Source organism: Gammaproteobacteria bacterium, from assembly GCA_033720895.1.
Lineage (GTDB): Bacteria > Pseudomonadota > Gammaproteobacteria > Natronospirales > JAJUFS01 > JAWWBS01.
In genome coordinates this window covers 1-8,299 of the sequence record JAWWBS010000077.1, presented here as the reverse complement: position 1 = coordinate 8,299, position 8,299 = coordinate 1, and the positions used below count along the sequence as shown (strand labels likewise).

Annotated in this window: 8 protein-coding genes; 2 read left to right on the top strand and 6 right to left on the bottom strand. The window is 61.8% G+C overall.

Annotated elements, in window-relative coordinates; translation table 11 throughout:
- Both R3217_09720 and R3217_09715 read right to left on the bottom strand, forming a co-directional pair.
- Positions 1 to 465: PAS domain-containing protein (locus R3217_09720; GenBank protein MDX1455722.1), on the bottom strand; the 465-nt coding region annotated here is incomplete at its 3' end.
- Between the two features lie 182 nt (positions 466 to 647).
- The gene (locus tag R3217_09715) at positions 648 to 1,472 is read right to left on the bottom strand and encodes a hypothetical protein (protein MDX1455721.1); all 825 of its coding nucleotides are present in this window, start codon (positions 1,470 to 1,472) and stop codon (positions 648 to 650) included.
- Positions 1,473 to 1,684: 212 nt separating this feature from the next.
- Here R3217_09715 and R3217_09710 point away from each other — a divergent pair, with 212 nt between their 5' ends.
- A complete protein-coding gene (locus R3217_09710; GenBank protein ID MDX1455720.1) occupies positions 1,685 to 3,805 on the top strand; it encodes a M3 family metallopeptidase in 2,121 nt (706 codons plus the stop codon).
- Between the two features lie 193 nt (positions 3,806 to 3,998).
- Positions 3,999 to 5,747 (top strand): Ig-like domain-containing protein, encoded by a 1,749-nt coding sequence (locus R3217_09705; protein MDX1455719.1) that lies wholly within the window; start codon positions 3,999 to 4,001, stop codon positions 5,745 to 5,747.
- Positions 5,748 to 5,814: 67 nt separating this feature from the next.
- Here R3217_09705 and sufT read toward each other — a convergent pair whose 3' ends face one another.
- The 4 genes from sufT to R3217_09685 form a co-directional block, all read right to left on the bottom strand.
- The gene (gene sufT, locus R3217_09700; protein ID MDX1455718.1) at positions 5,815 to 6,366 is read right to left on the bottom strand and encodes a putative Fe-S cluster assembly protein SufT; all 552 of its coding nucleotides are present in this window, start codon (positions 6,364 to 6,366) and stop codon (positions 5,815 to 5,817) included.
- Between the two features lie 11 nt (positions 6,367 to 6,377).
- Positions 6,378 to 6,827 carry an SUF system NifU family Fe-S cluster assembly protein gene (locus R3217_09695; GenBank protein MDX1455717.1) on the bottom strand — a complete coding sequence of 150 codons (450 nt, stop codon included), beginning with the start codon at positions 6,825 to 6,827 and terminating at the stop codon, positions 6,378 to 6,380.
- The gene (locus R3217_09690) at positions 6,827 to 8,053 is read right to left on the bottom strand and encodes a cysteine desulfurase (protein MDX1455716.1); all 1,227 of its coding nucleotides are present in this window, start codon (positions 8,051 to 8,053) and stop codon (positions 6,827 to 6,829) included. Before R3217_09690 ends, R3217_09695 begins: the two co-directional genes overlap by 1 nt.
- A gap of 17 nt (positions 8,054 to 8,070) precedes the next feature.
- The coding region (locus tag R3217_09685; protein ID MDX1455715.1) for a SufD family Fe-S cluster assembly protein at positions 8,071 to 8,299 on the bottom strand (229 nt) is incomplete at its 5' end.

The window sequence follows — 8,299 nt, the reverse complement described above, 5'->3', positions numbered from 1 at the left end:
CTCGGTTTTCCAGCCGAACAGTTCTTCGAAAGACCCGTTGCAGCGAACAACGCAATCGTCGGCATCGAGATGGACCATCGCATCCGGCGAGTTGTCGAACAACTGCTCCGCGAAGGCGATCTGGCGGCGCAAGGCCTGTTCCACGTTGTAGCGTTCCGAAGCGTCCTGAACGGTCATGACCGAGACACGGGGCTCGAGATCCGGGATTTCCTGGCTGTAGACATCGACGATCAGGGTGTCGCCTTGCTTGTTGCGGTGGGCCTGGGCTGCGCCGGTCAGGTGCAGTAACTGGTCTTCGGCGGGCTGTACAAGGTCGGCGAACGCCAGCTGCGCGAATTCTTCGGCCGTATAGCCATAAGTGGCCTTGGCAGCGTCGTTGGCAGCGAGAATCTCGCCGGTTTCCGCGGCGCAGGCCAGCATCGGCAAGGGGTGCCCCGAGAACAGCCTGGACATGTCGTCGTGCATGAACGAGAGGGCACCAGAGGATTTGCTAGGACGCGTCACGAACTTTGCTCCAGCCGGTCAGTCGGAAACAACCTCCGTGTTGCCAGGAAACTTTCGCTATCGACAGTTGTGCTAACAACACATCTAAACTTTACATATGTCTGGTGGCTTTTCCAGCGCTGCTTGACGCCCCGGCGGGTTCATCAGAAGCGGCGGGATACCGTCAGCAGCACGCCGTCCTCGCCAGGCAGCAGCAGCCACGAATAGGCCCCGGGGTCGCCATCCCGGGCAACGATGCCACTGGCATGGAAAGCGATCGCCCAGCCCAGCCAGGCTTGCGAGGTGTAGTGCTTGTTGATGTGGATTCGCGCCAGGCCGGGCAGGGTGGACAGCGCGAAAAGGCTGTAGCGCCAGCCGGCGCTGTCCGACATTCGTGCCGCCGTCAGGAAGGGCACGGCGCCGTAAAAGGAATGGCCGCTCACCCCATCATTGTCGTTCCACGGCTGCCAGCCCGAGGTGCCCACCGTCGGGCGATGCGTTCCCAGCGCATAGGTCAACGCCCAGGCCTGCGGTGCGCCCAGCAGGTTGGTGCGCAGGCTGCGCTCCGACCAGGTCGCCAGCCGGCCATCCGAGGACCGGCCGGCGTAGCCTCCCGCCAGCATGCCCAGGCTGTACAGGGGCAGGGCGTAGCGGTTCTGGCTGTAGTCGCCGACTTCGACAAAACGCTCGGCGATCCGGTCACGATCCGCGTGTCGCCAGTGCGCTTGCCAATGATCCCTGATATCACGGTCGAGATCGGTATTGGCCAGTATCCCGTGCACGGCCACCGGGGGCAGCAGGTCGAGCAGCCCGGCGGCGGAATAGCCCTGCCGGTAATCCTCGCGCACCCGTGATCCCAGGGCGTCCAGCGCGCCGCGTGGCGCTTGCGCAACAGCAGCGCCCTGCACCGGGCCTGACGGCGTGTGAGCGCATCCCGCCAGTATCGGCAGGAGGGTCAACAGGTACAGGCTGCGACGGATTGCGTGCATGCCTCCATTCTTACCCGAGCGACCGGCGGATGACAGTTCGTGCGCTGCACAAGCCGCGATTCCCGCTCCGGTTTCTACACAAATTGCGTGTGGTTGGGTATTCTCACCGTTGGTTTTCCCGAAAAATTCCCTGAGGTGACTTGATGACTTCTGCACGCATTGCAGCCGGGCGACTGACTGCCGCGGTTTTCTTCAGCCTGGCCGCATTCGGCATGGCTGCCTGTTCCAACGATGCGCCGGACGGCGAGAACGCTGCTGCCGAGTCGGCAGCCGACGCCAGCGGCGAGACGGCAAGCAACAACCCGCTGATGCAGGCCAGTACCCTGGACCTGCACGCACCGCTGTTCGACCAGATCAAGGACGAGCATTTCCTGCCTGCCTTCGAAGAAGGCATGCAGCAGCACATGGCCGAAATCGAAGCCATTGCCAGCCAGGATGCCGAGCCGACCTTTGAGAACACCATGATTGCCATGGAAGAGTCGGGCGAACTGCTGAGCCGGGTGTCGGCCATCTTCTTCAACCTCAGCTCCGCGGACAGCAACGATGCCCGCCAGGAAATTCGTGCCAAGGTGTCGCCGATGCTGTCGGCCCACAGCGACGAAATCAACCTGAACCCGGCGCTGTTCGCTCGCATCAAGACCTTGCACGAGCAGCGTGATGATCTCGGCCTCGACGCCGAGGGTATTCGCCTGATCGAAGAGACCTACAAGTCCTTCGTGCGTGCCGGCGCCGAGCTGAGCGAGGCAGAGAAGGAAAAGGTCAAGGCCATCAATACCGAAATCTCGGAACTGCAGACGCAGTTCAGCCAGAACGTGCTGAAGGAAGTGAACGCCTCTGCGGTCGTGGTCGACAGCAAGGAAGAGCTGGCCGGTCTGTCGGACGGTGAAATCGCCGGCGCCGCGGAAGCGGCCAAGGAGCGTGATCTCGAAGGCAAGTATGTCATTGCCCTGTTGAACACGTCCGGCCAGCCGGCCCTGGCATCGCTGGAGAATCGCGAATTGCGCCAGCGCATCATGGAAGCATCCCTGTCCCGTGGCAGCTCCGGCGGCGAGTTCGACAACCGTGGCGTGCTGACGCGCATCGCGAAGCTGCGTGCCGAGCGCGCCGAGCTGATGGGCTTCGAGCATCATGCGGCCTACCGCCTGCAGAGCCAGACGGCGCAGACTGCCGAAGCCGTGAACGAGCGCCTCGCCCAGCTGGCGCCTAAGGCGCTGGCGAATGCGCAGAAGGAAGCGGCCGACCTGCAGGCCATCATCGACGAAGAGGGTGGTGACTTCGAGCTGGCTTCCTGGGACTGGCAGTACTACACGGAGAAGCTGCGTGCCAAGCGCTACAACTTCGACGAGTCGCAGCTGAAGCCTTACTTCGAAATGAACAACGTGCTGGAGAATGGCGTGTTCTTCGCGGCTACCCAGCTGTACGGCATCACCTTCGAGGAACGCACCGACCTGCCGGTCTACCATCCGGACGTTCGCGTCTGGGAAGTGTTCGACAAGGACGGTGAGACCCTTGCGCTGTTCTACGGTGACTTCTATGCACGTCCGTCCAAGCGCGGTGGTGCCTGGATGAATGCCTATGTGTCGCAGTCCGACCTGAAGGGCACCAAGCCGGTCGTCGCCAATCACCAGAACGTGCCGAAGCCGCCGAAGGGCGAGCCGACGCTGATGACCTGGGACGAAGTGACGACCATGTTCCACGAGTTCGGCCATGCGCTGCATGGCATGTTCTCGGACGTGACCTATCCGTCGTTCTCCGGCACCAGCGTGCCGCGTGACTTTGTCGAGTACCCCTCGCAGGTCAACGAGATGTGGGCAAGCTGGCCGGAAGTCCTGAAGAACTATGCCGTGCATTACCAGACCGGCGAGCCGATGCCGCAGGAACTGCTGGACAAGGTGCTCGCAACACAAAAGTTCAACCAGGGTCATGCCACGCTGGAGTACCTGGAAGCCTCGTTGCTCGACCAGAGCTGGCACCAGCTGAAGCCCGACGAGGTGCCGGCTGCCGATGGCCTGCTGGCCTTCGAAGAGCAGTCGCTGGTCGATAACGGCGTGAAGTTCGCTCCGGTGCCGCCGCGTTACCGCAGCACCTACTTCTCGCATATCGTCGGCGGTTACTCGGCGGGCTACTACGCCTACATCTGGTCCGAGGTGCTGGATGCGGATTCGGTCGAGTGGTTCAAGGAGAACGGTGGCCTGAAGCGGGAGAATGGCGATCACTTCCGTGAGACCCTGCTGTCGCGTGGCGGGGCGGAAGACGCGATGACCCTGTTCCGTACCTTCCGTGGTGCCGAACCGGACATCACGCCGCTGCTGGAGCGTCGTGGCCTGGATTGATTCCTGCAACGACGTGCTGGCCAGAACCCCACCTTGATGGTGGGGTTTTTTTGGGCAAGGCGGCCTGAATAGTGTGATACCGATCACGTTTTGTTGACCGCCGATTTGTACCCCGCGGTATTTCTTGCGAGTTTTCCCCGGGTTTTTTTACATATAGGGGTTTGCCGGATAGACCGGCTTGGAGTTTTCATTCATGGACGTCAGATATTTCCTTTTCGTTTCTTTCCTGGGACTGGCCGCCTGCGGTGGCGGCGGCGGTTCGAGTTCCACACCGGTGCCGGTCGATTCCGGCACGACCACGCCGGCAGCACCCACGGTGCAGTCGACCACGCCGGCGGCGGGCGACAGCGATGTCATTCGCCAGCCGCTCCAGGTGGACATCACCTTCAGCAAGGCCATGGACGAAGCGACGTTCGACGGTGCCTTCACGCTGACCGATGGTGTGACGGATTTCCTGCCGACGTCGTACAGCCTGTCTGCCGATGACCTCACGGCCAGCTTCGTTTTCGAAGGGGTGATGCCGCGTGACACGGTCCTTACGGCAAACCTGTTGGCAACGGTCGCCGCTGCCGATGGCGCCGAGCTTGGCGCTGCTGAAAGCTGGGACTTCACCACCGCTCCCGAATTCCTGGTACGGGATGCCGAGAGCCAGGTTCACCTGGCACCGGATTTGCTGGCCTATCATGCGCTGAGCGACGATCGCGTTCTGGTTGTCGAGCAGGTGATCAACGACCCGACGGTCCTGTCGGCGACCATTGTCGATCGTGCAGCGGGAACCGCGACCGAGTACGAATTGAAGAGCATCTCGGCAGGCGCCACGCCGTACTGGCAGTTCACCGACGCAGCCGAGGCTTCCAACGGTGATATCGCAATCGCCGTATTGCTGACGAACACGTCCGGCGCGTACACCTCGGTGCTTGGCCCGGGCGAGCGCAATCGTGATGCCTACGCGTTCTATTACGATGCCGACGCCGATGCCTGGTCGGAAAAGGTACTGCTTGAATCGTCTGCGCTGCATGCCTCCATCCAGGAAGTCTATTTCAACAACCAGGACCGCTTGATGGCTATCTCGCACCGGGCATCGACGTCCGGCACGGTCGATCAGCCTCGTTGGTACGGGCGAGACCTGGCCGGCAGCTGGACCTACGGCGACCTGACGCATTGGCCCTTGTCGCATTCCAGCACGGTCGACATCGGCGTTCGCCTCTGGACACTGGATACCGTCAACGAGATGGACAGTGATGGCGTCATGAAGCAGCGGCTGTATGCGTATGGCGTGGATTTCGACGCGCCTTCCGAGGCAACTCCGGTGTTGCTGACGTCTTCCCAGCCGGGTGACGTCATCCACAGCGAGATAGCGGGCCGGGTTGGCGACGTCATCTATGCCGGTGCCACCATGAATTCGTCCGGTGGCAAGGTGTACGAAGGCATCACGCTGGAAATGTCGTCGGCCCTCGTCAGTGTCACCAGCCGGGTCACGTCAGGCGAGATCGATGCTGCTTTCACGCCCGCCGGTTTCGACATCCTGGGCACGGATTTTTCCTGGTTGCTGACGCGTAACGATGCCAACGGGAATGACGGCGATCCGCACCTGCTCTGGCATTCCGAAGCAGGTGGCTGGGAGCCGCTCTACGAGCTCGCACCCGAGAACGATTCGGTTGCCAGGGATTTCACCACGGACTGGATGCTGCAGGGACTGGATGAGGTGGCAGCCGTCACCTGGCAGAACTGCGATTACACGGCAGCGCCCGACGGCTTCTCCTGCATCACCCGGCTGGTGCAGTTCGACAAGGAGGCGGGCGTTGCTGGCCCGGTCGACATCATGAACGATTTCGACAGCAACCAGAGCAGCTCCGACCTGCAATGGATTCCGTACGATGAAACCGTGGTCTTCTATACGACTCCGGATCTCGCTACCTGGAACTGGGTGGACCTGGACTGACGGGTCCGCCGCTAAGGCAGGAAAAAAGCCCCGCACTGCGGGGCTTTTTTTTGTGAAAGCGGGGTGGTCAATACATGCCGGTCTTCAGGCGTGCCTCGTCGCTCATCATCGACTGGTTCCAAGGTGGATCGAAGGTCAGGTCGACGTTCGCCTGCTTGATGCGCGGGACCATCTCGACCTTTTCCTTCACGTCGAAGGCGATGATGTCGCCCATGCCACACCCGGGTGCGGTCAGCGTCATGTCGACCTCGGCAATGAAATCGCCGTCTTCCTGTTTCTTCAGTTCGCAGCGGTAGACCAGGCCGAGGTCCACGATGTTGATCGGAATCTCGGGATCGAAGCAGGTGCGCATCTGGTCCCAGACCAGCTGTTCGACATCGGCATCCGTGGCGTCTTCCGGCAGTTCCGGCATCTGCGTCGGTTCCTTGCCGAGCGCATCCGCATCCTTGCCGGCAATGCGTGCCAGCTGGCCGCCGAGGTAGATGGTAAACGCACCACCCAGTTCCTGGGCAACGACCACTTCGGTGCCTTCCGGGATGATGACCGGATTGCCGGCCGGGATCATCACGGCCCGGGTGTCGCGATTGAGAGGGACGGGATCGCCTGAAATGTTCAGCATGGGACTCTCGTTTATTCCGTGGTTACAGGTTCGTCGGCGTTGTTCAGCGCTGCGTCGAGCGTGTGCCAGCACAGCGAGGCGCATTTCACGCGCGAGGGGTATTCCTTGACACCTTCCAGTGCGGCCAGCTTCTTCAGCGGCCCTCGGTCGCGATCATCCGACCATTCGCCTTTCAGCAGGGGAATCATGTCGCCGAACAGCGTCTCGGCCTCGCTGATGTCGGCACCTTTCAGGCGTTCGGTCAGCAAGGACGCCGAGGCAACCGAGATGGCGCACCCCGAACCCTGGAAGCTGACGTCGGCAATCGTGTCACCATCCAGCTTGAGGAAAATGGACAGCTTGTCGCCGCAAAGCGGGTTGAAGCCGATGGCTTCGCGATCGGCATCGTCCATCCGGCGGAAATTCCGCGGCGAGCGATTGTGGTCGACAATGATGTCCTGGTAGAGATCTTTCAAATCCATCAGCCGAGCATCCTCTTGCAGTCATCCAGCGCAATGGCCAGGCGGTCGATTTCCTCGCGGGTGTTGTAGAACGCGAAAGAAGCACGCGCCGTGGCGGGCACCTGGAAGAAATCCATCACCGGCATGGCGCAGTGGTGACCCGTACGAATTGCGACGCCGTGCTGGTCGACGATCGTGCCGATGTCATGCGGGTGCACGCCATCCAGTACGAAGGAGATCACGCTGGCCTTTTCACTGGCCGTGCCGATGAAGCGCAGGCCTTCGACTTGCGACAGGCGTTCGGTGCCGTAGGCCAGCAAATCGGCCTCCCATGCGGCGATGTTGTCCATGCCGACGTTCTCGAGGTAGTCCACCGTGGCGCCGAGACCGATGGCCTCCGCAATGCTTGGCGTGCCGGCTTCGAACTTGGTCGGCACCGGTGCGAACATCGACTTTTCGAAGGTCACCATGCGGATCATGTCGCCGCCACCTTGCCATGGCGGCATTTCGTCCAGCAGGGCAGTCGGCGCAATCAAGGCGCCGATCCCGGTGGGGCCGAACATCTTGTGGCCGGCAATGGTGTAGAAGTCGGCATTCAGTGCAGCGATGTTCACCGCCATGTGCGGCGTTGCCTGTGCACCATCGACCAGCACCTTGCTGCCGTTGGCATGGGCCAGCTTGACGATCTCTTCGACCGGGTTGACCGTGCCCAGCGCGTTCGACACGTGCACCACGCCGACCAGTTTCGTCCTGGTGTTGAGGAGCTTGCTGAATTCATCCATGACCAGCTCGCCCCGGTCATTGATCGGCGCGACTTTCAGCTTCGCACCGGTCTGCTCGCAAAGAAGCTGCCAGGGCACGATGTTCGAGTGGTGCTCCATGTGGGTGATGAGGATCTCGTCGCCCGCGCCGATGTTGTTGTGCCCCCAGGACTGGGCCACCAGGTTGATCGCCTCGGTGTTGCCGCGAGTGAACACGACGCTGCGCTCGTCGCCCGCGCCAAGGAATGCAGCGAGCTTGTCACGCGCACCTTCGTAAGCACGGGTCGCGCGTTCGGACAGCTGGTGCACGCCGCGATGCACGTTGGCGTTGTCCTGGCGGTAATAGGCGTTGATCGCCTCGATGACAGCCGTCGGCTTCTGCGAGGTTGCGGCGTTGTCGAGATAGGCCAGCGACTTGCCATGCACTTCCTGGTGCAGGATCGGAAAATCCTGCCGCAAGGCCGTGACATCAAGGTCGGTTTTCATGCTGTCCTTGGCGACGCTCACTGGCTGCTCTCCTCGTCGCTCATGAAGGCGCGCAGGATGTCTGCATCCGGCAAGCGGCCGACCAGCTGCGCTTCCAGGTGGGCACGAATGGACGGGAAGGGCACGTGCTTCACGATTTCGTCCACGAAGGCGAAGATCAGCAGGGCACGCGCCGTCTCGGCATCGATGCCGCGCGACTGGAGATAGAACAACATGTTGTTGTCCAGCTGGCCGATGGTCGCACCG

Bases quoted from the DNA above. Each gene is read 5' to 3' on its own strand.
- R3217_09710 (MDX1455720.1), top strand. From the start codon at position 1,685: ATGGCTGCCTGTTCCAACGATGCGCCGGACGGCGAGAACGCTGCTGCC.
- sufT (MDX1455718.1), bottom strand. From the start codon at position 6,366: ATGCTGAACATTTCAGGCGATCCCGTCCCTCTCAATCGCGACACCCGG.
- R3217_09705 (MDX1455719.1), top strand. From the start codon at position 3,999: ATGGACGTCAGATATTTCCTTTTCGTTTCTTTCCTGGGACTGGCCGCC.
- R3217_09715 (MDX1455721.1), bottom strand. From the start codon at position 1,472: ATGCACGCAATCCGTCGCAGCCTGTACCTGTTGACCCTCCTGCCGATA.
- R3217_09690 (MDX1455716.1), bottom strand. From the start codon at position 8,053: ATGAAAACCGACCTTGATGTCACGGCCTTGCGGCAGGATTTTCCGATC.
- R3217_09695 (MDX1455717.1), bottom strand. From the start codon at position 6,827: ATGGATTTGAAAGATCTCTACCAGGACATCATTGTCGACCACAATCGC.